At 47.3% G+C, this 26,713-nt stretch carries 26 protein-coding genes; 13 read left to right on the top strand and 13 right to left on the bottom strand.

The window, feature by feature from the left end:
- Positions 1-12: 12 nt before the first annotated feature.
- Positions 13-1,440: a bifunctional 2-methylcitrate dehydratase/aconitate hydratase gene (locus ACTRXF_RS05160; protein WP_474260888.1), complete on the top strand. Its 1,428-nt coding sequence runs from the start codon at positions 13-15 to the stop codon at positions 1,438-1,440.
- A 14-nt stretch (positions 1,441-1,454) separates the two neighbouring features.
- Positions 1,455-2,372 (top strand): methylisocitrate lyase, encoded by a 918-nt coding sequence (prpB, locus tag ACTRXF_RS05155; protein ID WP_474260887.1) that lies wholly within the window; start codon positions 1,455-1,457, stop codon positions 2,370-2,372.
- A 29-nt stretch (positions 2,373-2,401) separates the two neighbouring features.
- On the opposite strand, the gene ACTRXF_RS05150 is transcribed toward prpB, so the two are convergent.
- Positions 2,402-3,259, bottom strand: a complete 858-nt coding sequence (locus ACTRXF_RS05150) for a M15 family metallopeptidase (protein ID WP_474260886.1) — start codon at positions 3,257-3,259, stop codon at positions 2,402-2,404.
- 172 nt (positions 3,260-3,431) lie between these two features.
- Here ACTRXF_RS05150 and motA point away from each other — a divergent pair, with 172 nt between their 5' ends.
- Together motA and motB are read left to right on the top strand one after the other, a co-directional pair.
- Positions 3,432-4,244 carry a flagellar motor stator protein MotA gene (gene motA, locus ACTRXF_RS05145; protein ID WP_022794276.1) on the top strand — a complete coding sequence of 271 codons (813 nt, stop codon included), beginning with the start codon at positions 3,432-3,434 and terminating at the stop codon, positions 4,242-4,244.
- Positions 4,237-4,995, top strand: a complete 759-nt coding sequence (gene motB, locus ACTRXF_RS05140; RefSeq protein ID WP_474278145.1) for a flagellar motor protein MotB — start codon at positions 4,237-4,239, stop codon at positions 4,993-4,995. Before motA ends, motB begins: the two co-directional genes overlap by 8 nt.
- Before the next feature lie 49 nt (positions 4,996-5,044).
- Here the strand turns inward: motB and ACTRXF_RS05135 are convergent, their stop codons facing one another.
- The gene (locus ACTRXF_RS05135) at positions 5,045-5,860 is read right to left on the bottom strand and encodes an MBL fold metallo-hydrolase (protein WP_474260884.1); all 816 of its coding nucleotides are present in this window, start codon (positions 5,858-5,860) and stop codon (positions 5,045-5,047) included.
- 496 nt (positions 5,861-6,356) lie between these two features.
- Between ACTRXF_RS05135 and ACTRXF_RS05130 the strand changes: the two genes are divergently transcribed.
- The 7 genes from ACTRXF_RS05130 (at position 6,357) to ACTRXF_RS05100 (ending at position 12,551) form a co-directional block, all read left to right on the top strand.
- Positions 6,357-6,815: a MarR family winged helix-turn-helix transcriptional regulator gene (locus ACTRXF_RS05130; protein WP_322526611.1), complete on the top strand. Its 459-nt coding sequence runs from the start codon at positions 6,357-6,359 to the stop codon at positions 6,813-6,815.
- Positions 6,816-6,946: 131 nt separating this feature from the next.
- Positions 6,947-8,179, top strand: coding sequence for a DNA polymerase IV (locus ACTRXF_RS05125; protein ID WP_474260883.1), 1,233 nt, complete (start codon positions 6,947-6,949; stop codon positions 8,177-8,179).
- Positions 8,180-8,265: 86 nt separating this feature from the next.
- Complete coding sequence (locus tag ACTRXF_RS05120; protein WP_474260882.1) at positions 8,266-9,324, top strand: M20/M25/M40 family metallo-hydrolase; 1,059 nt, start codon at positions 8,266-8,268, stop codon at positions 9,322-9,324.
- 160 nt (positions 9,325-9,484) lie between these two features.
- The gene (locus tag ACTRXF_RS05115) at positions 9,485-9,847 is read left to right on the top strand and encodes a hypothetical protein (protein ID WP_474260881.1); all 363 of its coding nucleotides are present in this window, start codon (positions 9,485-9,487) and stop codon (positions 9,845-9,847) included.
- Between the two features lie 31 nt (positions 9,848-9,878).
- A complete protein-coding gene (locus tag ACTRXF_RS05110; protein ID WP_474260880.1) occupies positions 9,879-10,856 on the top strand; it encodes a Gfo/Idh/MocA family protein in 978 nt (325 codons plus the stop codon).
- A 9-nt stretch (positions 10,857-10,865) separates the two neighbouring features.
- Positions 10,866-11,171, top strand: a complete 306-nt coding sequence (locus ACTRXF_RS05105) for a hypothetical protein (protein WP_474278143.1) — start codon at positions 10,866-10,868, stop codon at positions 11,169-11,171.
- A gap of 108 nt (positions 11,172-11,279) precedes the next feature.
- Positions 11,280-12,551 carry a multidrug effflux MFS transporter gene (locus tag ACTRXF_RS05100; protein ID WP_474260877.1) on the top strand — a complete coding sequence of 424 codons (1,272 nt, stop codon included), beginning with the start codon at positions 11,280-11,282 and terminating at the stop codon, positions 12,549-12,551.
- A gap of 107 nt (positions 12,552-12,658) precedes the next feature.
- On the opposite strand, the gene dhaM is transcribed toward ACTRXF_RS05100, so the two are convergent.
- Genes dhaM through ACTRXF_RS05080 form a run of 4 tightly spaced genes read right to left on the bottom strand, consistent with a single transcriptional unit; the run spans position 12,659 to position 15,157 of the window.
- A complete protein-coding gene (gene dhaM / locus ACTRXF_RS05095) occupies positions 12,659-13,060 on the bottom strand; it encodes a dihydroxyacetone kinase phosphoryl donor subunit DhaM (protein WP_474278141.1) in 402 nt (133 codons plus the stop codon).
- On the bottom strand, positions 13,060-13,680 hold the full coding sequence (dhaL, locus tag ACTRXF_RS05090) for a dihydroxyacetone kinase subunit DhaL (protein ID WP_474260874.1): 621 nt from the start codon (positions 13,678-13,680) through the stop codon (positions 13,060-13,062). The genes dhaM and dhaL overlap by 1 nt, the downstream gene beginning before the upstream one ends.
- Before the next feature lie 7 nt (positions 13,681-13,687).
- The gene (gene dhaK / locus ACTRXF_RS05085; RefSeq protein WP_474260873.1) at positions 13,688-14,656 is read right to left on the bottom strand and encodes a dihydroxyacetone kinase subunit DhaK; all 969 of its coding nucleotides are present in this window, start codon (positions 14,654-14,656) and stop codon (positions 13,688-13,690) included.
- A gap of 18 nt (positions 14,657-14,674) precedes the next feature.
- Positions 14,675-15,157 carry a DinB family protein gene (locus ACTRXF_RS05080; protein WP_474260872.1) on the bottom strand — a complete coding sequence of 161 codons (483 nt, stop codon included), beginning with the start codon at positions 15,155-15,157 and terminating at the stop codon, positions 14,675-14,677.
- Positions 15,158-15,337: 180 nt separating this feature from the next.
- Between ACTRXF_RS05080 and ACTRXF_RS05075 the strand changes: the two genes are divergently transcribed.
- The gene (locus tag ACTRXF_RS05075; RefSeq protein WP_474260871.1) at positions 15,338-15,784 is read left to right on the top strand and encodes a DUF4385 domain-containing protein; all 447 of its coding nucleotides are present in this window, start codon (positions 15,338-15,340) and stop codon (positions 15,782-15,784) included.
- Positions 15,785-15,806: 22 nt separating this feature from the next.
- On the opposite strand, the gene ACTRXF_RS05070 is transcribed toward ACTRXF_RS05075, so the two are convergent.
- On the bottom strand, positions 15,807-16,982 hold the full coding sequence (locus tag ACTRXF_RS05070) for an aminotransferase class I/II-fold pyridoxal phosphate-dependent enzyme (protein WP_474260870.1): 1,176 nt from the start codon (positions 16,980-16,982) through the stop codon (positions 15,807-15,809).
- A gap of 229 nt (positions 16,983-17,211) precedes the next feature.
- Between ACTRXF_RS05070 and ACTRXF_RS05065 the strand changes: the two genes are divergently transcribed.
- Positions 17,212-18,150 (top strand): ABC transporter substrate-binding protein, encoded by a 939-nt coding sequence (locus ACTRXF_RS05065; protein WP_474260869.1) that lies wholly within the window; start codon positions 17,212-17,214, stop codon positions 18,148-18,150.
- A 44-nt stretch (positions 18,151-18,194) separates the two neighbouring features.
- Here the strand turns inward: ACTRXF_RS05065 and ACTRXF_RS05060 are convergent, their stop codons facing one another.
- The 6 genes from ACTRXF_RS05060 to ACTRXF_RS05035 form a co-directional block, all read right to left on the bottom strand.
- Positions 18,195-19,373 carry an iron-containing alcohol dehydrogenase gene (locus tag ACTRXF_RS05060; RefSeq protein ID WP_474260867.1) on the bottom strand — a complete coding sequence of 393 codons (1,179 nt, stop codon included), beginning with the start codon at positions 19,371-19,373 and terminating at the stop codon, positions 18,195-18,197.
- Positions 19,366-20,889 carry a sodium:solute symporter family protein gene (locus ACTRXF_RS05055; protein WP_474260865.1) on the bottom strand — a complete coding sequence of 508 codons (1,524 nt, stop codon included), beginning with the start codon at positions 20,887-20,889 and terminating at the stop codon, positions 19,366-19,368. The genes ACTRXF_RS05060 and ACTRXF_RS05055 overlap by 8 nt, the downstream gene beginning before the upstream one ends.
- Positions 20,890-21,000: 111 nt before the next feature.
- Entirely contained in the window at positions 21,001-21,483 is a 483-nt protein-coding gene (locus ACTRXF_RS05050) for a hypothetical protein (protein WP_474260864.1), read from the bottom strand.
- Between the two features lie 12 nt (positions 21,484-21,495).
- Positions 21,496-22,923 (bottom strand): aldehyde dehydrogenase family protein, encoded by a 1,428-nt coding sequence (locus ACTRXF_RS05045; protein ID WP_474260862.1) that lies wholly within the window; start codon positions 22,921-22,923, stop codon positions 21,496-21,498.
- Positions 22,924-22,986: 63 nt separating this feature from the next.
- A complete protein-coding gene (locus ACTRXF_RS05040) occupies positions 22,987-24,000 on the bottom strand; it encodes a LacI family DNA-binding transcriptional regulator (RefSeq protein ID WP_474260861.1) in 1,014 nt (337 codons plus the stop codon).
- Between the two features lie 136 nt (positions 24,001-24,136).
- On the bottom strand, positions 24,137-26,560 hold the full coding sequence (locus ACTRXF_RS05035; protein WP_474278139.1) for a Lon protease family protein: 2,424 nt from the start codon (positions 26,558-26,560) through the stop codon (positions 24,137-24,139).
- Positions 26,561-26,713: the final 153 nt, after the last annotated feature.

The following is a 26,713-nucleotide window of genomic DNA, read 5'->3' as shown; positions in this document are numbered from 1 at the left end:
GAGGAAATGAGGATGAACCAGACGATGCAGCAGACAGATGCTTTACTGACCGATATTGCCGACTATGTATACGATCAGGAAATCTCAAGCGGCGAGGCGTATGACACTGCCCGCTATGTATTAATGGATACGTTAGGGGCAGGGATTCTGGCATTAAGATATCCAGAGTGCACTAAGCATCTGGGTCCTATTGTTCCAGGCACAATCGTCCCAAACGGTGCCCGCATGCCAGGCACCCAGTTTGAACTCGACCCGGTACATGCTGCCTTTAATATTGGCTGCGCGATCCGCTGGCTCGATTATAACGATACCTGGCTTGCCAAAGAATGGGGTCACCCTTCAGATAATCTCGGGGGCATCCTTGCCACCGCAGACTATCTAAGCCGGCAGCGCGTGGCAGAAGGCAGGGAGCCTCTGACGATGAACGACGTTTTAACCGCCATGGTGAAAGCCCATGAAATTCAAGGATGCATCGCTTTAAATCACAGCTTTAACCGGGTCGGGCTCGACCACGTGCTTCTCGTTAAAGTAGCTACGACAGCAGTGGTCACCCATATGCTTGGCGGCAGTAAACAGGAGATGATCAACGCGGTTTCCAACGCCTGGGTGGATAACTCCAGTCTTCGTACGTACCGCCATTATCCTAACGCCGGCTCCCGTAAATCCTGGGCCGCCGGTGATGCCACGAGCCGCGGAGTCCGCCTCGCTTTAATGGCTGTCAAAGGCGAAATGGGATATGCTACAGCTCTTTCTGCCAAAGGCTGGGGCTTTCAGGATGTAATGATGAATGGAGAAGAGCTGTCTGTGCCAAAAATGGATGCCTACGTGATGGAGCACGTCCTGTTCAAAGTCTCCTTCCCGGCTGAATTCCACGCCCAAACCGCTGTGGAAGCCGCTATTGAACTGCACCGGGATGTAAAAGAACGGCTGCAGGATATTGAACGCATCGACATTGTTACTCACGAAGCTGCTATCCGTATTATCGATAAAACCGGCCCGCTGCAAAATCCAGCGGACCGGGATCACTGCCTGCAGTATATGACAGCCGTCGGCTTGATCTTCGGCCGGCTTGACGCTGATCACTATGAGGATTCCGCTGCTGCAAATCCGGTAATTGATCAGCTCCGGAACAAAATGATCGTGAAAGAAAACAAACAGTACACTGAAGATTATCTGGATCCGTCTAAGCGTTCAATTCCCAATCAGGTGCAGGTTCATTTTATGGACGGCACGAGCACCGCTCCAGCAGAAGTGGAATACCCGCTTGGCCACCAGCGCCGCCGGGAAGAGGCCAAGCCGCAGATTATCGAAAAATGCCGACAGAATCTGAATGCTCACTACCCTCCGAAACAGGCCTCCCTGCTTCTGGAACAAATGCTCGACCATGACCGGCTGGCGGAAACTCCTGTTCATCACTTTATGTCAGACTGGGTTTACTAAAAGGAGGAAATACATTGAGTTGGTTAACCGAAGAACCTGTTTCCCAAAAAGAACTCGCCCAATTATTTCGTGACCGTATTAATCAGAAGCCGGCGGTGAAGATTCCCGGTGTTCATGATAGCATGTCTGCACTGATCGCCAGAAACACCGGCTTTGACATTTTATATCTATCCGGCGCTGCCTATACAGCGAGCCGGGGCCTGCCGGATCTTGGCATCATTCATTCCCATGAGGTTGCTGAACGGGCCCGGGATATTGTCCGCGCAGCAAAGCTCCCGATGCTCGTTGATATTGATACCGGCTTTGGGGGAGTGCTTGATGTGGCACGCACCGCCCGGGAAATGACCGAAGCCGGTGTGGCCGCCGTCCAGATTGAAGATCAGGACCTCCCGAAAAAATGCGGGCATTTAAACGGCAAAAAACTGGTATCGGCTGAAGAAATGGTTCAAAAGATTAAAGTTATTAAAGAAGTAGCTCCGACGCTAGCCGTTATTGCCCGTACCGACGCCAAAGGTGTGGAGGGAATGGAAGCAGCTATGGAGCGGGCAGCCCTGTACCGGGAAGCGGGCGCAGACGGTATTTTTCCGGAAGCTCTCTCCGCAGAGGAGGATTTCCGACTGGCCGGAAAAAGCCTCTCCAGCACGCCGCTGCTTGCTAACATGACCGAGTTTGGCCGCACCCCGTATTATCATGCTGATCAGTTTGAATCCTGGGGATTTAATATGATCATCTATCCGGTTACTTCCCTGCGGGCCGCTGCCAAGGCAGTCGAACGGGTTTTTCAGGAAATTCATGACAAAGGCACCCAAAAGGATATGCTTGAGGATATGCAGACACGCGAAGAGTTGTACCGTACTATTTCGTACTACGATTACGAAGCGTTGGATGAAAAAATCGCAAAAACCGAGCTGCCGACAATTGATGAAGATTAAAAAATAAAGCCTGGGGGCACACCCCGGCTTTATTTTTCTTCTTCGCTGTTTGATGACTCTTCTTCAAGCTCTTCTCCGTAATACTCTTCCAGCACCCAGTCATTTTCGTGAAGCGTTCCGGCCAAATCCTCTCCTACATATCGCACGTGCCAGGGTTCATACTGATAGCCGGTAATATCCGTTTTATCTTCCGGATAGCGTATTACAAAGCCATACTCATGCGCATTTTCTTCAAGCCACTCCCCTTCTTTTGTGTCACCTAGATCTGTCGTTAACGAATAGCCGACAGATGAAGTGCTCACGTCCATAGCCAGCCCGCTTTGATGCTCACTTTCTCCGGCCCTTGCGCTATATTTGTTCGCTTCCTCCTCCCCGTCTTCTTCCGCGTTGGCCGCAAATATACTTTCCTGGCGGTCATACGAACGGTATCCCGACACAGCCGAAAGCTCAATTTCCTCTTCTTCAGCCTCCGCGAACATGCTTTCAAGCTGCGCTGCGGCTTCCTCTCTCATATACTTTTTCTGGGGTTCTCCCTCAAATGGAAAAGCCACATCCGGTATTACTAAGTTTTCCGGCTCATAATCTGACGGCAGGTGGTATTCCCGGTTAATTAATGCGTCTGTAGCCGAGGGATTCTCCAAATCCCCCTCTTCTCCTCTCTCAGGTGGCTCCTCTCCTGCATCTGACTGTTCGTCATTCTCTGCCTGCTCTGTCTCCTCTTCTGCATCGCTCTCTGTTTCTTCCTGACTCTCTTCGTTACTTTCCTCAGGAGCGTCCGAAGAATTTTCTTCAGCTTCGTCACTCCCGCTGTCTCCGTTCCCGTTATTTGCACAGCCAGCGCTGAGCAAAAGCCCTGACATTCCTGCAACGATCATCCATTTTTTCATCATGCGCATCCTTTCTCTGCCATTCAAGGCGGTCTTCATGCTTTCGTATTTACGAGACCGTCTGCCTAGTTAATTATTCCTTACTTCCTTAAGAATTTTTCCATCCTTCTTTATGTTAGCATCCCAAGCGCCGATATAAACAATAGAATCAAACATAAAAGGATTGATACGTATGGATAAGGCATCAATCATCGGTATTATAATAGCATTCGCAGCTATCATGAGCGGTATCGCCATAAAAGGGATGGAGCTTATCTCTTTGCTGAACCCGGCCGCTCTATTAATTATTTTTGGAGGCACGATTGCCACTGTAGTAATTGCTTTCCCTGGTAACGAATTAAAAAACGTCCCGAAGCTTTTCGGTGTTTTATTTAAAAACCAAAATGAATGGAGCGTCGCGCAGCTTGTTCCCATGTTCTCCAGCTGGGCACAGACGGCAAGAAAGGAAGGCCTTCTGGCTCTTGAAGGCGACGTACAGGACATTCAGGATCCCTTTCTCCGCAATGGTATGACAATGGCGGTGGACGGACAAAATTCGGACTTTATCCGTGACATTATGAGCGAAGAGCTCGAAGCCATTGAATCCCGTCATCAAACAGGCGTTTCTATTTTTACCCAGGCAGGAACCTACGCCCCTACACTCGGTGTCCTGGGCGCTGTGGTCGGTCTCATTGCGGCGCTTGCCGACATGTCTGACATTGATAAACTCGGAGAAGCAATCAGTGCTGCCTTCGTAGCCACCCTTCTGGGTATTTTCACCGGTTACGTACTCTGGCATCCTTTTGCCAATAAACTCAAGCGCAAATCCAAGCACGAAATCCATGTCCGCAGTGTCATGATTGAAGGTGTATTATCGGTTCAGGAGGGCCAGCCCCCAAAAACGATTGAACAAAAGCTTCTAATGTACGTTCCGGCGAAGGATCGCGAAAAGATTATGGAGGCAGCCCAGGAAACCGAATGGAAAGAAGGTACCGAAAATGGCTAGGCGGCGGCAGCGGAAAAAAGAAGAGGAAGAGCACGTCAGTGAAGCGTGGCTACTCCCATACGCAGACCTCTTAACCCTGCTGCTTGCGCTGTTTATTGTGTTGTTTGCATCAAGTGAAGTGGATGCCCGGAAATTTGATCAGATCTCCGATTCCTTTAACTCGGTTTTCACTGGCGGAAGCGGCATTAATGAATCCGGAAACTCTGTCGAAGAGCTGAATGCCGAAGATAATATCGATGAAAGCCCTCCAACAGCAATCGAAGAGGCTGAAGACCAAAACGAACTTGCCGAGCTTCAGGAAAGAGTGGAAGGCTTTATTGATGAACGGGGGCTTGAAGGCCAGTTTACGACCCGCCTCTCCGATGATGGCCTGCTCCTTTCCATCAAAGACAATATTTTATTCAATGTTGGTGAAGCTGAAATACGCGAAGAAGCTCTTGAAACGGCTGAGGATATGTCCGAGCTGCTTGTATTAAACCCCCCTCGCAACATTATTATCAGCGGCCATACGGATGACACCCCTATCGCGAATGCGGACTTCAGCACAAACTGGGAGCTCAGTGTCATGCGGGCGGTCCATTTCATGGAAATTGTGCTCGAAAATCCTGACCTCGATCCAAGAGATTTCAGCGCCAAAGGGTTCGGCGAGTTTGAGCCGGTTGCTTCGAATGATACCGAAGAGGGCCGTGCCCAGAACAGACGCGTGGAGGTTTTGATTCTTCCGCGTAACCAAACCGAATCCTCCGAATGAGAAATATGAAATCAAAAACTGGCTGCCCTTCTACAGAGCAGCCAGTTTTCTATCTTTCCGTTTTTAATTGTTCTTTATTCTCTTCGTGGACATGCTTTAACGGTTCTTCAAATTTATGACGGTCAATAAATGCAAAAATGGCGCTCTCCACATATGGATCTTCCAACGATTTTTTCGTATTTTCAATATACCATTCTGAATCCCGGAGACGCTTCTCTATTTCTTCCGGCTTCGAAGCAACCAGGCCATGTCCCGGGACCACGGTATTGTATTTGCCGTCTTTCCATAGCTCATTCAGCTTCTTTAACGTAAACTGGTAGGACTCGCTGTTATATTCAATAATCGGGATCTCTACATTGCTTAAATAGTCTCCGGCGATACAAAGACCGAGCGGCTCTACGACCGCCGCCAATCCATCCACGGTATGACCCGGCGCCAGGTAGAACGTAATTTTAGTTTCTCCTTCTGTAAGCACCTGCTCATCCGAGTCAACAATGATATCCGGTTTCGGATACATGGCTTCATAGCTGCGTTGAATATAGTATGCACTGTCAAACTCTTTCATTTCCTGCACAATTTCTTCTTTATCCGACCTGGCATTAAATCCACGGGAAGCAATGATGGTTGCTTCCGGGAAAGCACCGGCTCCGATAATGTGATCGAAATCCGAATGAGTCAGCAGCAGATATACCGGCTGGCCCTTTTTTCGTTCTTCGACAAAATTCCTTATTTCCTCAATTTCGGCTGGAAGCCATGTAGGATCTGTGATTAATATTAAATCATCTGTCACTACGACAGTCGTATTCGTCTGATAGAGCTCGCTTTGAAATACGCTCCATTGTTCACGGTCTAATCTTTTTGCCACACTGATCACCTTCTTATTAGTCTTCATTTACAGTTTCTTTCCCGAAAATGAAAGTTTTCATTCATAAATTAAAGTATTATTTTATTGAATAATTATATAAATTCATATAAAAGCAGAGTGGCCGCTTTTTGCTTTTTATAAGCAAATCGTTCGCATTCACCCTCCCTTTCTCTTATCGTAAACATACATCCTAATACAAAAGGAGGGAATTTTATTGCTGAAGCAATGGATAAAAAGCCTCTCTTTCTCAAAACGCTGCTACTACTGCAGATCAAAAACTTCTTACATGCGCCCGTACTTCACAAAACAGGATGAAAAAGTCTTTGTCTGCGAAAAATGCCTCGAATACGCTGAAAGAAGGGCTATGCAGCGAGCGGACTAGGAAAAAACGTACGTCATTTTCGTTTTATATATATCGTTTTACGCTTATCTCTTTTTTCGGTCCTGATCTATATTACAATAGAGAAAAAGAACGATTGGAATTGGAGGGGCCCCGATGAACGAACATGATAAGGAAATGCTCGAACTAATTGAAACTGGCGTGGTAACGTTAATGCGCCGGGCGGATTTTAAACGGACGCTTGACAGTCAGGCAAGCAGCCTGGACCGTTCCGCATATTTGATCCTTCAGGTACTGCACCAGCAGAGCCCCCGTTCTGCACGTGAGCTAGCTGATCACTTTCTCCTCGATATTTCGACGCTCAGTCGTCAGATTCACTCGCTGGAGAAAAAAGGTTTTGTCTCCCGCCGCCCGGATCATCACGACAAACGGGTCAACCAGATTTTTATTACGAACGAAGGGATTGAGGCAATCAATACGCTGAAGCAGGAACGGATTCATATGTATGACAGCCTGTTGGCTGACTGGGACAAGGAAGAGCGCGACCAATTTGCCCAGCTGCTCGAGCGATTTAATAACACCCTCGTACAAAAAAGGGGGCTTCCTTCTTCGTAATGCATATGCCGGGCCCTGGACCAGGGCCTGATTTTTTTATCAAAAACAAGAACATTTGTTCGTTTAAAATATTTATTTTGAGGTATACCCTATAGAAAGAAACAATTGTTTCACCAAAGGAGGGCTGGGCCGTGGAGCGTGTTATTTTCCTTATCGACATGCAGTCGTTCTACGCCAACGTTGAAAAGCTGTATTATTCCAGCCTTCAGCATAAACCAACAGCTGTAGCCGGAGATCCGTCCATCCGGAGCGGGGTGATTCTGGCTGCCTGCCCTATTGCTAAACGCGAAGGAGTGAAAACAGCCGAAACACTTGGAGAAGCACAGCAAAAATGCCCAGGGCTTGTTGTTATCCCTCCGCGTATGGAGCTTTATTTAAGAATTTCTGTACAAATTGCCATAGCGCTTGAAGCTTACACTGATAAAATAGAACCCTACAGCGTGGACGAGCTGTTTGCAGATATGACGCATACATACAAACATACGGCTTCCACGCCGGAGCAGGCGGCTCTGTTCATCAACAGGCATCTTCTTCGGGCGTTCGGCGTCTATCCCCGGACCGGCATTGGAGCAACCAAGGTTCTCGCCAAAATGGCCTGTGACCATTTTGCCAAAAAATCGGCCGATGGGATTTTCACCCTGAAGCAGGAACAGCTGGCTTCCACACTTTGGCCTCTGCCTGTAAATCATCTGTTCGGAGTCGGGCGCCGGATGGAAAAGCACCTGCGGCAGATGGGGATTCGAAAAGCCGGCCACCTCGCTGCCTACCCTGTGGAAGAGCTGCGGCACCGCTTTGGGCTGAACGGAGAGCTTCTATGGCAGACAGCGCACGGCATTGACCCTTCCCCTGTCTCTCCCGGCACTCATACGCATCGAAAGGCTGTCGGCCACCATATGACCCTCCCCCGTGATTATTCGAGCTGGGATGATATCAGCGTCGTGCTTCGCGAATTGAGCGAAGAGGTCGGACGCCGGGCCCGGGCGGAGAGCTGCAGCGGCTGGACAGTCACCGTAGGAGCCGAAGGGCATGATAACGGGAATTCTGTTCATTTTCAGCGGCAGGCCTCCCAGGCCGAGCCGATTAATGACGGCAAAGCCATCTACGAAGCCGCCGCCTCCCTGTTTCGTAAACATTGGACACACTACCCGGTCCGGGGACTGAGCGTCAGCCTGCAGCAGCTTGAAAGCAATCAATTTATGCAGTTAGATTTATTTTCCGAAAAAGAGCACCGGGAAGACTTAAACAAAACGATCGATACCCTCAAAGACCGGTACGGACCGGCAGCTGTGCTCCAGGCCTCATCGCTTCTTCCCGGCGGCCAGGCCCTTGCCCGCGCAGAAAAAATCGGTGGTCACTACAAGTAGTTCCCGACTCCTTCAGGAACAGGAGTTGACGGCAAAGCCGAAAAACGGGATGCTGTAATAAATTGTACTTTCAAGGAGGAGAACTTATGAAGGAAACATCTGAACAGTTTTTATACGACCTGCTCCAAACTCCCTCTCCATCCGGCCACGAAATGGCTATTCAGCGTAAATGGCTTCAGTACGTCTCTCCGTATGCTGATGAAGTTCACACAGACACGATAGGCAATGCCTGGGGCACCATCAATCCGGAAGCCCCGTTTCACGTGCTTTTAGCCGGTCACTGTGACGAAATCGGCTTTCTTGTAAAGTCGATCGACAGCAGCGGCTTCGTAAGGGTGGAAAAGCTCGGCGGCATCAGCCAGGTACCTGCACTGGGAATGAAAGTGACCTTTCAGGGCAGGCAGGGACCTATCACCGGCGTTACGGGCGTCAATGCGGAACACAAGGGCGGCAGTAAAAAAGATTTCGCCTTTTCCGATTTGTACATAGACTTTGGAGCTAATAGTAAAGAAGAAATGGAAAAGTATCTTTCCATCGGCGATGCCGGCGTTTATGAGCGCACGCCCGAAAAGCTGTTAAACAACCGTTTCAGCGGACGGGGACTCGACAACCGGACAGGTGCCTTTATTACTGCAGAAGTTCTGCGCCGGCTGCAGAACAAACGCCCGGCGGTGGGCGTCTATGGCGTGAGCACGGTGAACGAAGAAACAAACATGGGCGGGGCTCATTTTGCCGGCGCCGGCCTCCGTCCAGATTTAGCAATTGCCCTCGACGTTACATTTGCTTATGATTACCCCGGGTCCAATCCGAATCAGGAAACAGAAGTAACACTCGGCGGCGGACCCGTCCTTGCCAAAGGGGCTCCGATTCACCCGACAGCTAATGAAGGACTGGAGCAGGCGGCCAAAAAAGCCGGCCTCTCCGTGCAATACGAGCTCACTCCACGGGTGACCGGTACTGACGCTGACCGGCTTCGTCTCGCTGGCGACGGTATTCCAAGCGTTAATGTATCTCTTCCACTACGGTACATGCACGCCCCTGTGGAGACAGCCAGCATGGACGATATCGAAAATGTTATCGAGCTGTTGGTCGAATACATTTGTTCCCTGCAGGAAAATGAAGACCTGAGGCCTATCCGTCCGTAATTTACTTTTATGTATCTTTGATTTCACGCTCTCTTCTTTTTCAGGAAGAGAGCTTTTATCATTTGTATTTTTTTGATTCAAGGCTGTTCATTTGAAGCTAAAACCGCTACGATACAGTTATGAATATTTGTATCTACATCACTTAAAGGAGCTGCAGCCAATGGAAGAACGCTTAGCAGAATTCGGACAAATCATCGATCAAATCATATCCCGGGTGCCGGGTACCTTCGGCGAAAATATCGCTGTATTTGTTCTCGCTATTTTATTGTATCTTTTACTGCGTCCTATATTTTTTTTATGGAAACCGGCAGCGGCCCGGCTGTTAAAAATGCTGTGGTACGCAGCCCTCGGTTATGTTCTGCTGCAGGAAGCCGGATCTATTTTCTTCATTCTTGGCTTTGCAGCTGCTGTGGAGGCATACGACCAGTTTTTTCTCTTTTTTGAGGAACGAAAACGGCGGGCTTCCATCCCAAAGACGGAAGCAAAAACACGGACGAACCGGAAAAGAAAAGGAAGCTCTTAGGATCAGCTGACATTTAAGGAGGTTTAACATAATGAATTTTGCCACCGTGGGAACAAACTGGATCACCGAAGCGTTCATTCAGGCCGGCAGTTCGCTTGAAGACTTTCAGCTGCAGGCGGTATATTCGCGGAATATGGAGCGTGCCCAAACGCTTGCGGATCAGTACGATGCGTCTTCGGCTTACGATGATTTAGAACAGCTTTGCCAGGACACAAACGTTGAAGCGCTGTATATTGCAAGCCCTACGAGATATCACTTTTCCATAGCTATGGCTGGTATCCAGCACGGCAAGCACATCATCTGTGAAAAGCCGATGTGCTCTAATGCGGAAGAGGCAAAGCGGCTTCTTGCCGCTGCTTCAGAATACGGTGTCACTATTATGGAAGCGATCAAAAACATGTATTTCCCGGCCTGGGAGACTGTTTTGAACCACCTTGACGAAATCGGAAAACTCCGCCGGGCATCGATTTCCTATTGTCAGTATTCAAGCCGTTACGACGCTTACCGCGAGGGGACTGTGCTCAACGCTTTTAAGCCTGAGCTTTCCAACGGGGCCTCAATGGATATTGGCACCTACTGCCTCCACCCCGCCCTTGAACTCCTAGGCATGCCGCATACAGTACAGGCGCACGGCTATCTGCTTGAAACCGGAGCCGACGGTCAGGCTGCCGCTCTTTTAGGCTATCCCGAAGCCCAGGCTGTTGTCAGCTATTCAAAAATTTCTGCTTCCACCCAGCCGGTGGAGCTGCAGGGCGAAGACGGCACGATCACCATCGACCATATTAACCATATGCACCGGGTGACCCTTACAAAAAAAGATGAAACGACTATCCTCTGGGAAAACAATCAGGAGGACTCCATGGTTCACGAAATACAGGCCTTTATTCAGCTGTGCGCCGATGAAGATGTGCGGCACATTCCTATCGAACGCTCCATTCAAGTACTGCAGGTGCTTGATGAAATACGTGCACAGATCGGCGTCCGATTTCCTGCAGATACTGAGGAGTAGCGGAAGGTGATGAATCTTTCCTTTTTTTCCTTAATAAATGAAGGGTTAAGTGCTGTATTCGCCGTAGACTTGACTCAGGAATATGTATTTTTCCTGTTCAGCTTTGCATTTTTTCTTCTCTTCCGGCCGCTGTGCTTTTTATGGATGCCTCCGCTTCAGCACCTGCTTCGATGCTCGTGGTACGTAATTATTGCTGTAGCCTTTTTTCAGGAATGGGCCGGAGCGCTTATTATTATTTTTTTCGCTCTTGCTGCAGAATGCTGGCATCTGCTGTTTGCGGCTATGGAAACAAAATCCGGGAAAAGTCCGTCTTAAAAACGGGCTTTTCTTTTTATATGCCCTATGTTAGAATCCTCTCTTGTGTGCAAAAAACAGACGTGTCCTATAATACATAAATCATTTAACAAGGGAGTAGATTTTATCATGAGTTCCACACAGGCGGTATCGTCTAAAAAACGGCTCGGCCTGGCTATTCTGCTGGGCTCACTGGCTGCATTTGGTGCTTTGACTATTGACATGTATTTACCCAGCTTCCCTTCTATAGCACAGGATCTTGATACAAGTGCGTCACTTGTGCAGCTTAGTTTAACAGCCTGCCTGCTCGGCCTCGCCTTTGGCCAATTAATCGTCGGTCCTATGAGCGACGTGAATGGAAGAAAAAAACCGCTATCCGTTTTCTTATTTATTTATATTGCCGCTTCTATTTTATGTATATTTGCCCCGACCATCTGGATTCTGATTGCCTGCCGTTTTCTGCAGGGATTTTCAGCTTCGGCCGGCATCGTTATTTCCCGGGCAATTGTCCGGGACATGTATTCCGGGAAAGAAATGACAAAATTCTTTTCCCTGTTGATGCTTGTAAACGGCCTTGCGCCAATACTTGCTCCAGTGCTTGGCGGAGCCATTCTTAACTTTACGACATGGAACGGCGTCTTTGCCGTACTAAGCGGGATAGGGATTATTATCTTTATTATTGTTTTATCCCTGCTTCCGGAAACCCTCCCGGAAACTAATCGTTCCGACAGCGATATAAAAGAAACCGTACGTACCTTTGGGAGCTTATTAAAGGACCGTTCGTTTATGGGCTTCGCCCTTGCCCAGGGATTGAAAATGGCCGGCATCTTTGCATATGTTTCCGGCACGCCGTTTGTTTATCAAGGCATTTACGGAGCTTCGCCGCAAACATTCGGCTTTTTATTCGCGCTTAACGGAATCGGCATTATTATCGGATCGCAGACTACCGGCCGGCTCGCCGGCATTGTACCGGAACGAAAAATACTCACATTCGGACTCGGGCTGACCCTCATTTCAAGCTCCGTCCTATTAACAATGACTGTGATTCAGGCACCGCTTGCTGCTATCGTCATTCCAATGTTTTTCGTCGTTTCAAGCCTCGGGCTTGTAAATACAGCTTCGTTCTCTCTTGCGATGGAAGAACAGGGCCACCGGGCCGGCAGCGCTGCTGCATTAATCGGGCTGCTTCCATTTTTATTCGGAGCGGCTTCGGCCCCGCTGGTTGGCATCGCCGGAGAGCATACAGCGGTCCCAATGGGAATTGTGATTTTTGGAGCAGACGCTGCAGCAGTACTCAGCTACGTGTTACTAGCTCGCGCGTCGAAAACACCTTCTGCCGAAAAAGAAAAAACCTCGCAGAGCTCCTATTATAAAAATGCAAGACCAAAAACAAGCTCATAAATGGAAATGCCCGGAGTCCTGGAGCCTCCGGGCATTTCAAATTTTTGTATAAAACTCTATATCAACGAAAACCCTGCAGCCGTAAGCCTGGCTGCAGGGTTTATTCATTAATTCTCGATTTTTTTCCATTCCTTTGCCGATTCTGCTGCTTTTTTTACTTCTTCAAGCGTTTTTCCCATCCCTGCTTCGACCGCAGCGATGTACGCTCCTTCCACAAGCGGGGCATCAGCTATTGTAATACGGCCTTCGAGCTCCGGCAGCATTTCAAGAGCCATTTCCGCATTCATTAGTGCACTGCCAATGTCAAACAAAAGCAGCACGCCCTCTTCTGTCGTAACCGATTCCACAGCGCCGGTGATCCGGTCTACACTTGTGCCGATTTCTCCGTCTTCAGTTCCTCCGGCTGCAGCGATTGCAACATCCTCCTGCTTCGTCTGAGATACGAGCTCCACGATGCCGTCGGCGAGCTCTTTACTGTGCGAAATAACAATGATGCTGACTTTAGCCATTAAGAGGCCCCCTCTTTATACACTTCTGCCAACGCTTCAAAAACGAGCTGCGATGAAAAGGCTCCAGGGTCCATATGGCCCTTCGAACGCTCGCCTAAATAGGAAGCCCTTCCTTTTTTAGCAATTCGGTCGATGGTAGCTTCTGCTTCGTTTGCAGCCGTTTTGGCAGCCTTCTCTGCGTCTGCGCCGTGCTCCTTCATTTCATCCCGCACAGGAATCCATACGTCGAGCATTGTCTTGTCCCCGAGGGAAGCCTTGCCTCTCGTTTCGATACCGCCGACGGCGGCCTCGATGCCTTCGACCAACGCTGCGCTGTCAAGCACGTCTTTACCCTTCCATGCATTGGCGGCTTTAAGAAATGCCGTACCATATAATGGCCCCGACGCTCCTCCCACCTTCGAAATGAGTGTAGAAGCCACATCTTTATACAATGCGCCAATGTCCTCGTAGGAAGCGTCTTCCACTTTCTTGGCTACTTCCTGAAAGCCGCGGGCCATATTATGCCCGTGATCTCCGTCTCCGATGGCCTGATCCAGCTCGGAAAGCTTGTCCTTATGCTCCTGCATTTTTGCATTGATTCTTAGTGCCCATTGCTTCATTACTGCTGCGCTTAGTTCCATGAAAGCTTCACTCCCTGCCGGATAGTAACAGTTGTTTCCGTTCTTCATCCAGGTTTAAAATCGTTACCGAGCATCCTGTCATTTCAAGCGACGTCATATATTCTCCTACAAAGGTTTTCTTTACGTGAATACCACGGTCTTTCAACAGCTGAATAGCCTTTCTTGCCACAATATAAAGCTCCATTAAAGGCGTCGCTCCCTGGCCGTTGATCATTAACGCTACTTCGCTGCCATCATTTAGGTGCATATCATCGAGCACGTGCTGAACCAGTTCTTCCGTCACGGCGTCTGCCTGCATCAGTTCGCGCCGCTCTACGCCCTGCTCGCCGTGAATACCGGTCCCGATTTCCATCTCGTTCTCATCGAGGGTGAATCCGGGTTTGCCGGAAGCTGGAACGGTACACGGAGAAAGGGAGACTCCCATCGAACGCACGTTGTCAGCCACGCCCTGGGCAATTGCTTTCACCTCGTCCAGGCTCTTTCCCTCAGCCGCTGCTGCCCCTGCAATCATATGCACAAGGGTCGTTCCTGCTACACCGCGGCGGTCCTCCGGATTGGCAATCGCTACGTCGTCCCGTATAACGACCTGTTTGACCGTAATATCTTCTGCTTCTGCGAGATCGGCCGCCATATCAAAGTTCATGACATCCCCGCTGTAGTTCTTGACGATCAAAAGAACTCCGGAGCCGCTGTCGACAGCTTTAATCGCTTCAAGCACCTGGTCAGGTGTCGGAGAGGTGAATACTTCCCCGCTCACTGCCGCATCGAGGAGCCCTTCCCCGACGTATCCGGCATGAGCAGGCTCGTGTCCGCTGCCCCCGCCGCTGATCAGCGCCACCTTGCCCTTGACTGGAGCGTCTGCCCGCACAATGACATTTGTGTTTTCAATCGCCCGGAGCTTATCAGGATGAGCGGCCACCAATCCTTCCACCATTTCAGAAACAATCTGATCCACACCATTAATGAGCTTCTTCATTTCTTTTCCTCCCTCAGTCTATAATCTTGCTTTTATATCTTGGATTTGAGCAATATGACGCTCTTCGTGGAGACCGATCATTTCCAGCCACTGATGAAGAGGCATGGGCCCAAAATTGGGATGCGAAATGGAACGTGCTGCTAATTCCTCACTGGTATGTTTTTCCTCCAGGTGACGGATATAGTCTCTTGTTTCCTTCAATTCCTCCAGCAGGCTCTGCTTGCCATATTCCATGTCCTCCGGCTGGAGCTCCTTCGGGGCTTCTGCCGGACGGCGCCGGTATTTCATCATTTGAATCGGCTTTTCTTCCGCCCTAGTGGTAGGTTCTGTTTCCAGGGCACTTTTCATACTTCTTCCTACAAAGGCTTCAAACAGCCGTAGGTGTTCGACCACCTGGGCCACGCTCCAGTCAGTGGCGTCTGTTTTTATGTTCCAATCTGCTTCCGGCACTGGTTCGATTTCTTCCAGAAGCTGGCTGCGTACATTTTCAATATATTCCATCTTAAAACCTCCATCTAACACAAGGATTCGATGTGTATGTTCAATAATCCTTCTTTCTTCCATGCATACTGTTTATTCCCCTTTTCAAGAAAAATAAATCCTGAACAAAGGTGCAGTTTCACACATAATTATCATCATTTTCGGGCAAAGAAAACAAAGGCAAAAAAGGAGAGAATGCTTATGAGTTTTAACTATGAAGAAGATTTTGACCGTATTAATTTTCGTGAAAAGCCAGAAAAGTACCGTGTAGGACGCGGGGAACAGGGCGTTTTAATGGTGGAACCGTACAAAAGCGAAATTCTGCCGTACTGGAGGTTTAAGACCCCGGACATTGCCGAGGAATCTTCCCGGCAGATTTACGAATTATTTCTGGAGTATAAAAAGCAAAAGGATTTCGTCGGAATGGATATGGCAAGAAAATTTCTGCAGATGGGCTACACGCGCTCACGCCGGTACGCCAATTATAAAGGTGGCAAAAAATACGACAAAGACGGTAACGTGAATGAACGTCAGATCAATGAAGAAAAAGCTGAATCCGCCCGGATTTTTGAAGAAAAATGGATCAAAGCCCGGGAGGACGAAACCTATTTATCATGGAAAAAAGACCATCAGCAAAAGTATGGATAAATAAAAAAGTTAAACTGCTTCTTTATTTCACCTTTGCGGCCACACCCGCGATCCGCTCAGCTGCTTCTTTTAATCGCTCTTCCTCTTCGAGCAGACCAATGCGGACGTATCCTTCTCCCATGCTTCCAAAGCCATGGCCCGGAGCGACTACTACACCCGCTTCTTCGAGCAGCTCTTCGGTAAACGAAGCGGAGGTATAGCCTCCTGGCACTTCCATCCATACAAAAAAAGAACCCCCTGGTGTCTGCACCGCTACGCCGTGATCATGAAGCGCCTGAATAAATACATTTCTTCTGTTTTCATAAACAGCCAGTATATCTTCAGCCATCTTTGCCCCGTGATCAAACGCATACGCTGCTGTTTCCTGAACCGCGCCAAACAAACTTACATACAAATGATCCTGAATTTTATTGATCATCTCTATAACTGAAGCATTTCCCACTGCCACAGCTGCACGCCATCCGGCCATGTTAAACGTTTTTGAAAGGGTGTACATTTCCACACCGACTTCCTTGGCCCCGGGGGTCTGAAGAAAGCTGGGCGGTTTTTCGCTGTCGTAGCCAAGCGACCCATAGGCAAAATCGTGAACGACACAAATGTGGTGCTGTACAGCAGTCCGGACCGTTTCTTCAAAAAATTCTGCCGTAGCGGTACCGGCAGTCGGGTTGTTAGGATAATTTAAAAACATCATTTTTGCCCGGTTCAGCACATCTGCTTCAATCTGCCGAAAATCAGGGCGAAAACTATTTTCTTTTTTAAGCGGCATAAAAGCCGTTTCTGCATTGGCCAGAGCTGTTCCCGAAAGGTAGTCAGGATAACCCGGGTCCGGCAGTAAAGCAGTATCCCCCGGGTTGAGGAGACACTGGCTGATCTCCACAAGCCCTGTTTTTGCACCGAATAAAACCGCCACTTCCGTTTTTGGATCCAACGTCACACCGTATTCCCGCTGATAAAAATCAGCCGCGGACTGCTTCAAAAAATCGTAGCCCCGAAATGGGGAATATTTATGATATTCCGGCTTTTCAGCAGCACTCCTCATTTTTTCCACAATAGGTGCCGGAGTCGGCTGATCAGGGTTTCCCTGTCCCAGATTGATTAAATCTCTGCCTTCTTCTTTCAGTGTCTGGACTTTTCTTGAAAGCGAAGCAAAAAACTGTTCCGGCAGTCGTTCGATTTGTTCAGACGGTTCAAATCGCATAAAATTTCCTCCTGTACGCAGAGTTTCCCTCGTATGTTTTACAATCGTAAAAACAAAGTACCCTCAGTTTAACGTTAAATAAATAAAAGCACATCCCTTCCATTTTTATAAAAAAATATATGAACAACATTTTTTGCTTAGTTCCAAAGGTTTACATTGTAATTATAAAATGAATACCATATAATAGTGATGCAAATGATTATTATTATCAACTGGGAGGATTTACATATTGGTTAAAAAGTGGATTTCTTTATTTGCAGTAGGTTTCGCCTTTTTGTTTGTGCTTGCTGCCTGCGGCAACGGTTCATCCGGAGGTTCCGGAGAAAGTGAAGACAGCGGAGAAAATGCAGAAGCAGAAACAAGAACAGTCACTGACCCGACCGGCCGGGAAGTGGAGATTCCGGCAGACCCGCAGAACGTCGTAGCCTTGCAGAATGTCGCAGACATGCTGATTCTTGATAAACAGCCGATAGGCACCTCTGAGTATTATCTCGATACGTACGGCGATCAGCTTGAAGGAGTGGAAAGCGTTGGCGGCGATACGCCAAACGTAGAGCAGATCAACGAGCTTGACCCGGACATGATTCTTTTGTCGGATTATCAGTCTGACTCTCTGGACCAGCTCGAACAAATTGCTCCGGTATATATGACTTCTTTTGATGATACACCGGAAGAACAGCTTCAGAATACTGCTGATGCATTAAATGAAGAAGACGCAAGCGAAGAATGGCTGACCCAATATGAACAACAGGCCGAGGAAGCCAAACAGACACTCGCAGACAATGACGTGCCGGAAGATGCAACTGCAGCTGTCGTCCAATTTATCGGTAAGGAAGTGTACGTGCACGACCAATCCGTCTTCGCCGGTTTGTATGAAGGCGCCGGGCTTGAACCAACAGAAGGTGTCGAAGAAAATACAGAAACCCAGGCCATTTCTCTTGAAACTGTGCCTGATTACGTAGAAGGGGCAGACTATCTGTTTGTGCTGACCGATCAGGGGGAGCCGACAGAACAGTCCCAGGAGCTTGTGGATGATCTGCTTGCTGATACACAAGCCGTTCAAAACGAACAATTTTATTACGTAAATAATACAAAATGGAGTGACTTCACACTGCTTGGCCGTGAGTACCAGCTCAACGATTCAGTAGAAAAAATCACCGGCGAATAAAACAGAGGCCCGTTCTTTTATAAGAACAGGGCCTTTTTTGTGACTTACTTGTTAATTTCTAAAGTACCTGCGTAAGCTGCTTCATACCTTTCTAAAATATCCTGATAAGAATACGGCTTCGGACTTCTTGCTAAAAGTCTTGTCTGTTTTTCTCCACTTTCAGCCAGCTTTACGAGATCACTTTCTTTAATCCCGAATTTGTCCAATGTAGAAGGAATTCCTACATCTTCAACAATACTTTTCAGCTCCCGAACACCCGCTATTGCGGCTTCCCTTTTTGATAATCCTTCAGTATTCGCCCCTATCCGCTCTGCTATTACTCCCATTTTTTCCATGCAGGAAGGCCAGATGTAATCAAAGATGTAGGGAAGAAGTACAGCATTCGATTCACCGTGAGGGATTTTAAATAACCCCCCTAACGGATAAGCTAAAGCATGTACACCAGCAACACCTGCGTTATAAAAGCTTAATCCTGCAGTCATACTCCCCCAGCTCATTTGTGCACGCGCCTCTTCATTACTGCCGTTCCATACAGCTGTACGAATGTTTTTCGCTATTCTTTCCATTGCATCCAAAGCGAGAGCATCTGTCAGCGGAGTGCTGTTAACAGAAATATATGCTTCCACCGCATGAGTAAGAGCATCTACTCCTGTAGCAGCAGTAATCTTAGGCGGCACCGTCATCGTTAGATCCGGATCTACCACAGCAACATCTGCTAGTAAAAATTCATGGGTGATAACGTCTTTAGTACCTTCGAGCGAAAATACGCTTATATCTGTTACTTCTGCCCCCGTACCGGCAGTTGTTGGTATTAAAAGCTTTGGCAGCCCTCGGCTTGTAAGAGTTTTATCTCCTGAAAGGTTTAAATAATTCTCAATGGACCCTTCGTTACCATGCAGTACAGAAACTGCCTTTGCGATATCAAGGGAGCTTCCTCCTCCGATTCCGATAACAAAATCTGCATCAAATGATTTTAATGCCTGCAGGGCATTCTTCCCAATTTCTACAGGTGGCTCCGGCTTTAGATCGGAATATATTTCATATATCACCCCAGCCTCTTTTAACTGGTCTTCCAGAGGGGCTGCGATGCCGGCATCCAGGACCCCCGGGTCGGCAAATACCATCACCCGCTCTGCCTGGTGGGACTTCAGTAAAGCTGGTATTTCATTTACTGCTCCTTTACCTGAAACAATTCTGATTGGTGAAACAAACGATTTATACATTTTTTCCACTCCTTGTATTTGGTTTTTGTTTTATATCTAAACCACTTTCCTTCGGGGATTCGGTAGTTGCTATAGTTACAATAAACATCGTGAGCATGCCGACGATAACTCCAATACCAGCAGCCCCAAACGGATTAGAGAAGTTAAGGCCAATTGGCAGATACACAAACCAGTATACAACTGTTGCTGCTATTAAAGATGAAATAGCCGCTGTTTTATTTGCGCGGTCCCATATACCGCCAACGACGATAGGTCCCGCCGTAGCTGCCATGATTCCGCCGATACCGATCCACATGAAGACTGCGAGGAACTCCGGTGGAGACCAGGCGAAAAAGATAGCTGCAATTATCACTAAAAATGTACTGTAGCGACTGATGATTAATTCATACCGTTCCGCTTTTGCTTTTGAAATATTAATTTTGGGTACAATCGTTTTACGATACAAGTCGTTAGCGAGCAGCTGGGTCAGTGATACTATCAGACCGTCCGAAGTCGACATTACAGCAGACAGCACAGCAATTGCCAGAAATGCTGCAATTACTGGCGGAAATATTTCACTGAAAAGGACCGGGATTATCTGGTCGGGACTAATACCTGCGTCTGCACCGACTACGGCCACTCCAAGCATTCCGCCCAACGCCATTAAAGGCAGGATTGTAGCAAAAATAGTACAATACATAATCAGCTTTCTAATATCTTTACTGCCTTTGACAGCCATAAACTTGTTACCAAGGTGCGGCTGCACGGAAAAAGGCAAGTGAGCTACAAATAGTAAGGCTACCAGCCAAAAGGCTCCGTACGTATTATCCCCGGGAAGAAACAATTGATTAAAGCCGCCCTGGGGATTTTCATTACTCACTGTGTTCAGCATATCAGTAAAGCCACCATTAACTCCTACGCTCGTCATAAAGCAAACAAATACTGTAATGGCTACTATCAGCATCAGGAATCCCTGTACAGCATCGGTAATAATATCTGAGTGCGATCCTCCCATAAATACATACACAGCAAGTACTGCTGCTGTGATAATTAAACCAACCCCGTAATCAACACCCATCATAGTTTGAAACATTGTCGCAGCAGCAACAAATTGAGAAACGACGTAAAAAATAAGCAGAATGGAAATAATCGTCAATGCAATGCGCAGAAAATCACTTTTGTATCTTTCGCCAATAAATTCCGGAATCGTTCTTGTACCGAATTCATCTCCATATTTCTTTATAACCTTAGCTACAAAAAGCATGCCAATGACGGTAGCTATAGGATAAAGAAGCGGATACCAGAGACTCGGGGTTCCGATACTGTAAGCAAGTCCCGGCATCCCCATAAATGTGGAGCCGCTGGATATGCCCGCTGCAATTACTAAGGCGATTACTAATGGACTATAGCTTGACCTTGCGGTAGCAAAATCCTCTGACGTTTTCGTTCTTTTCATTCCAACCCAGCCGAAATAAAGCATCATTAGTATAAATAAGGCCATAAAAATCCAGGAATAGGTTACAATTTGTGTATTCATAGAATCCCCCCCTATTCTTTTTCTTTTAGAATATTTGTTTTCCAAAGTGTCAGGGCCATTCCGACCCAGGTGCCAACTATACAAACGGCCATAATTATCAGGAAGTTCATTTTATTCTCTCCTTTCTTGATAAAATTGCTGAATAATAGGAAATTTTTCTAATTTATCGTACGATTCTGAACTTACCTCGTATAACATTACTTTCACTTTATCGCTGTTAAGTTTTTTTGCACTTTCAACCTGGTAAGGGGCATAAAAAGTATACGTCTTCTCCCGCTTTACCACAGGAACTTTCCAGGAACGGCGTTGATATAAAAAGTATTTTCTTAATGTCTCTTCTCCCTGCTCCTGAAATTTTTGCTTTTCGATTTCATATGGAATAATTTCTTCGTTCTGCACCTCGATGGTTTCACAGACCGGCAGGCCGTCTATAATTCCCTGCTGATTTGTTATCCCGTCTCCCGCGGTAACAATTTTTTCTGTTCGTTCGCCGAACAGGGTCTGAAACGTCACAATCCATTCGGCTGCGTATTTAGGATAATAACAAGTAAACAAATACTCTTTTTTCTTTCCTTTCATTGTCTGTATTTGCATACTACTCTCTCCTTAACGGTATTTTATACTTATCATTTTTAGTTCCGTCATTTCTTCGACAGCATATTTTACCCCTTCCCTTCCATAGCCGGAATCCTTCACTCCCCCGTAAGGCATATGGTCGAAACGGAGAGTGGGTACATCGTTAATGAGAACCTGCCCGGCTTCTATGCGATGCGCCATATCAACAGCCTGTTTCAGATCATTTGTAAACACCCCCGCATTCAAGCCGAACCGGCTGTTATTCATTTGCTCCAGAGCATCTTCAGAGTTTTTCACTTTGTTGATGATCACCACCGGCCCAAAGGCTTCTTTGCAGGATATAGAGGATGCAGAAGAAACATTGAATAAAATCGTTGGCTCTAAGCCATTACCAATTTTCTCTCCTCCTGTCAGAACCTCCGCTCCCTCTGCTTCCGCTTCTTTAATCCATTCATACAGACGCTGCTGTGATTTTTTATTAATCAGGCTTGAGACCTCCGTACTTTCTTCCAAAGGGTCTCCGAATTGAAGCAGAGCAGTTTTTGCTGAGCATTCCTGTATAAAATCATCAAAAATTTCTTCATGAACATAAATACGCTGAGTACTTAAACAAACCTGTCCATTATAAGCGAATGCTCCCTTTACTGATTTCTCAGCCACTTCACTGATTTCCCCGCGGCATGATTGATCCACATACATCGGCGAATTACTTCCTAATTCAAGAGTCATTTTTTTCAGGCCGGCTTCTGCTTTCAACAGCTTTCCTATTTCCGGGCTGCCGGTAAAAGATATTTTTTTAATCCGTTCATCCTTAAGCATTACCTCTCCTAATGTTTTTCCATCTCCAGGAACTACGGCTATTGCTCCTGCAGGAAGACCTGCTTCACTTAATATCTCTGCCAGCAGCAGGCTTGAAAATGGCGTCTGCTCCGCTGGTTTAACCACTATAGTGTTCCCTGCCGCTATTGCCGGTCCGACCTTGTGAGTAACAAGATTTAATGGAAAATTAAAAGGGGTAATTGCTCCTACCACTCCGATTGATTCATGAAGTGTATAGGCATCCCGTCCTTCGCCGCCTTCTGCAGCGTCTAATTGTAAGTATTCTCCGTTCATTCTTTTTGTTTCTTCACCCGAGAACTGCAGTGTCTGAATCGTCCGTTGGACTTCTGTGCGGGCAGCGGTGACCGGTTTACAGGCTTCCTGAGAGATAATCCTCGCAGCTTCTTCCTTTCTACCCTGCAGGATCGTTGCAGCACGGAATAAAATCCCAGCTTTTTCGTTTGATGTTAACGCTTTCATTTTTTTGTAAGCTTCATCTGCTTTTTCTATTGCTTCGCTCATCTCGGAGGGCATGCCGTCAGCTGCTTCTCCAATCAAATCTTCCGTATGGGGATTAAAAACTGGATAGTAATTTGCAGCCGCCTTATCCTGTGCTAATAAAAATAAACCTTTTTTCATCCTTCATCCTCCTAACAATATTTGTGAATACGTATTCTCGGAAGCGGAATTAAACCGCTCAGTTTATACTGAGCCTGGTTTAAGAGGTCCCGTCGTCTTTCTTTGATACAGAGCAGGCTCCAGGGTAACCTGGATTGGGGACATATTTTCTTTTCCGGCTTCAATGGAATTAATAAGGTGTTCAATTCCAAGCCTTCCTAAATTTTTATTGGACTGGGCACCGATAGTGGTTAATTCAAATCCGTGATGCCGGGCCATGCGTACATTATCCACCCCGCAAATACTAATATCTTCAGGGATCCGGTAGCCGAGCTCCATGAGTGTATCCATGGCAGTAATAGCTATAGCATCAGTAGCAGCAAATATTGCTGTAGGACGTTCTTTTCGCCCCATCATTTTAAAAATGGCATCTGCTATTGCTTCCTCACTGGTGTCAGTTTCGTTTAAAAATACTTTACCAGTCTTCATGGTTTGTTCTGCTATGCCCTCTGTAAACCCTAAATACCTGCCGTAAAAAGTGGATGTATACATCGGCCCTCCAATAAAGCCGATATACTCGTGCCCGAGCTGATACAAATGATCCGCAGCCATCTTTCCAGCCTGATAATTATTTAATTCAACAAAATTCCCACCTTCATTATGCTTACGGTTAAACATTACATAAGGTATTTGAGACGCCTGCAGTTCTTGAAGGATAGGGTCATTCATGAACACTGAAGACAAAATAATACCGTCCACCTGCATGGAGAGCACCGTTTCATATACAGCCATATTGTCTCCGTTATTTTCAAAAAAAACGTTTGTGTTGTACCCCTTCTCTTTCGCGTAGTTCACAATGGACGAAGTTGTTTCTACAAAGAAGGGATTATGCAATGGGCCCGATATAAGCGCTATTGTTTTGGAACGCTTACTAACCAGAGATCTGGCTATAGCGTTCGGCCTGTAGTTTAACTTTCTCATTGCTTCTGTAACTTTCTCTACGTTTTCCTTGCTTACCTTGTTTGAATTATTCAGCACCCTGGACACTGTCGATTGGGATACTCCTGCTTCTCTGGCAACTTCTTTGGAAGAAATCATTTTTTAACTCCTGGTGAATACGTATTCATGGACAACTTGTTTTTTATTATGAAATCGCATACATAAAAAGTCAAGAATAATTTCCCTCATTTCTATAAAAAACACAGCCATGCTTCCAGGCTGTGCTCTCCGCTTATTATTCCATGCCCTGCTGCCTGAACTCCATCTCATACATCCGGTTAAAACGGGCTTCTGTGCGGGCAAATACCGATCCTTCCGGATAGGTTCCATCCTCGCGGCGTACGGCACCCGCCCGTTCACCGGTCAGGATTTCCATACCTTCAGAAATATGGCCGACTGCCCATACATGGAAGCTTCCTGCTTCCGCCGCTTCCACAACCTCTGGATCGAGCATCAAATTGCGGGCATTCTGCTTCGGGATAATTACACCCTGCCTGCCGTTCAGCCCTTTTTCCCGGCAAATTTGAAAAAATCCTTCGATCTTTTCATTCACACCTCCGATCGGCTGAATCTCTCCCCACTGATTGACCGAGCCGGTTACTGCTATGCCCTGGTAAATAGGCACTTCTGCCAAAGAGGAAAGCAGTACGTACAACTCTGTGCTTGAAGCGCTGTCGCCGTCGATCAAACTATAGGTCTGCTCGAAAGTAATACTCGCTGATAAAGGAATAGGACGGTTTTTAGCAAACTGGCCGGAAAGAAACCCGGTCAAAATCATCATGCCCTTGTGATGAATCTGACCGCTGAGAGACGTTTCCCGTTCAATGTTCATCAACCCGCTTTTTCCGACGTACGTCTGAGCCGTAATTTTCGTTGGAATGCCAAACATGGAGTCTCTTGTGCCCATAACGGCCAGTCCGTTAATTTGCCCGACCCGGTAGCCTTCCGTTTGAATCATAATCGTTTCATCGTGAATTTTCTCCCGGTACTGTTCAGGGATGTGACTTGAACGCCTGTATTTTTCTTCGAGTGCCCGGAAAATGTGCTCCGATCTGACATAAGCGTTTCCCTCCTGCAGCGCGTAATGGCTGGATTCTACGAGCAGCTTTGTAATATCCTGAAACCTGGTGGTCATCTTCCCCTGTTCATCTATTAACCGGGAGCTGTAATCAATCACTCTGGCTACAGCTTCCCGGTGAAACGGCAGCAGGCCCTCTTCCTGAACGTAGTTTTTCACGAACTTGGCCATTTTCCAGCTGTTTTCATCGTTTTTAGCCATGACTGTGTCGAATTCTACTTTGACTTTAAACAGCTTATCAAACTCCTCATCAAGTCTCGAGAGCAGGTCGTAAACATAATAGGAACCGATGATGATAACCTTTGTCTGGAAGGGAATAGGTTCCGGCTTAAGTGCACTAGTTGGCAGCAGTCCCCGCTCTTCATAGGAATTTTCGATATGCACGTGTCCGGTCTGAAGCATCCGTTTTAACCCTGGCCATGCGCCTGGGTGCTGCAGCAAATCTGCGGCCTGAAGAATCAAGTAGCCGCCGTTCGCCAGATGCACCGCTCCTGGTTTAATGAAAGTAAAATTTGTCACCAGGCTGCCAATCTGTCCCTGGTATTCCACCTTGCCAAACAGATTGTGATACGTCGGATTGGATTCGTAAATTACCGGGGCCCCGTTTAAATGTTTGTTGTTGACGAGCAGATTCACCACGTACCGCTGATACTGTTTTTCCTTCATTCCTTCAAGCGCCCCTGCTGAACCCTCCTGCCCCTGGCCTTCGGCAAAAAAGTAAAAATGCTCCACAACGTCCCGTTCGTATGCGGTTAAATACGCCTCAACCTTTGGCAAATGCCCATACTGCCTGCGGAGCGGCTCAAATAATTTTTGTACCGCGGCTGAAGCTGTATTTGTCATAAATAATTGCACATCTTTGCGGAAGGTTTCCTCCATTTTGGCGATACGCCGGAGAGCATCCTGCACTTTTTCTTCTACGATTTTTTCGTTCGCCCTCAGCTGTTCCTTTTCTGCTTCAAGCAGGTGCTGATACGTCTCCCGGTTCATTGGCTGACCTCGTTGAAGGGGAATTTTATTAATGCCATTCTGCATACGCTCGAGTTTAAAATGGTGCTGTACCGCAAACTGGTCGGTTTCTTTCCATAGCTCGTCCATCTCTGTGCGCAGCCGTTCAAACATTTCCCGCTTCTGTCTTTCATGACTGTCGCTTGAGAAGGCTGTCTTTAGTTCCCGCTCGATGTTTATCAAAAGCTGTTCGATCCCGCGCCGGAAGCGCTGGCCTTCGCCGGCCGGAAACGAAAGCATTTCCGGACGGTCCGGATTATCAAAATTGTGCACGTAGCACCAATCATCCGGCTGCTTCTGTTTGCGGGCCAGATTTTCCACACTGTGCTGGGTGTAAGTCATTCTCCCTGTCCCCGTCGGACCGACTACAAACAAATTATACCCCGCCTGGCTTACTGAAAGACCAAACTCCATGGCCCGCTCGGCCCGTTCCTGGCCAATCATTTCATATGGAAAGTCCCTCATGTCCTCTGTCGTTTCAAATGAAAAGATTTCAGCATTGAATTCCAGGCGGAGCTCTGCTGGAGAAAGTTTATGCAGAGCAAGCCTTTTTTCATAATCATGATGGTTCATAAAACGCCCCTCCCTTCACGGTTATCCCGTCTTCTGCTACATTTTTGGCGCTTTCGTTCAGATCAGAGCTACGTATCGATTAGTACTATCTATTCCCGTTCTCGTCACTCCTATGCTGTATTCTTTATATTTTCCTGAGAGAAGAACAGTCGG

The organism is Marinococcus sp. LNHM3E3-2.2 (genome assembly GCF_056034385.1).
The sequence above is the reverse complement of the archived record's forward strand: the minus strand, read 5'-3'. Positions and strand labels throughout refer to the sequence as shown.